Source organism: Stenotrophomonas maltophilia group sp. RNC7 (assembly GCF_030910085.1).
In the GTDB taxonomy this organism is placed as follows: Bacteria; Pseudomonadota; Gammaproteobacteria; order Xanthomonadales; family Xanthomonadaceae; genus Stenotrophomonas; species Stenotrophomonas sepilia.
Genome location: NZ_JAVFVN010000190.1, coordinates 1 through 318, shown reverse-complemented (window position 1 = coordinate 318; position 318 = coordinate 1). Strand labels below are relative to the sequence as shown.

General features: G+C 28.3%; 1 protein-coding gene. It reads right to left on the bottom strand.

Annotated features, from left to right (window positions below):
* On the bottom strand, window positions 1-318 hold a 318-nt coding region (locus tag RCF13_RS02430), incomplete at both ends, for a polysaccharide biosynthesis C-terminal domain-containing protein (RefSeq protein ID WP_308140812.1).

The window sequence follows — 318 nt, the reverse complement described above, 5'->3', positions numbered from 1 at the left end:
ATAACATAATGTTACATACACTATTACGGATAATCCTACTGCAACAAATAAGGATATCAAGTTGCGTAACCTTATTGTCCCTAAGGATTTATATAGTCCATAATACGTTGAATAGGTAACTATTCCCATTAAAATGGAAGCTAATCCAATTTTAAAAAATGTTATGATGTAATTCTTTGTACGTAATAAACCTATTTTCTTTTTCACTCCATATAACATAATAATAGTAGCAATTATAGTAGCTATGCTGGTAGCAAATGCTAAACCTGAATGTCCCATAAACTTAACCAATATAAAATTCAAAACTATATTAGATAC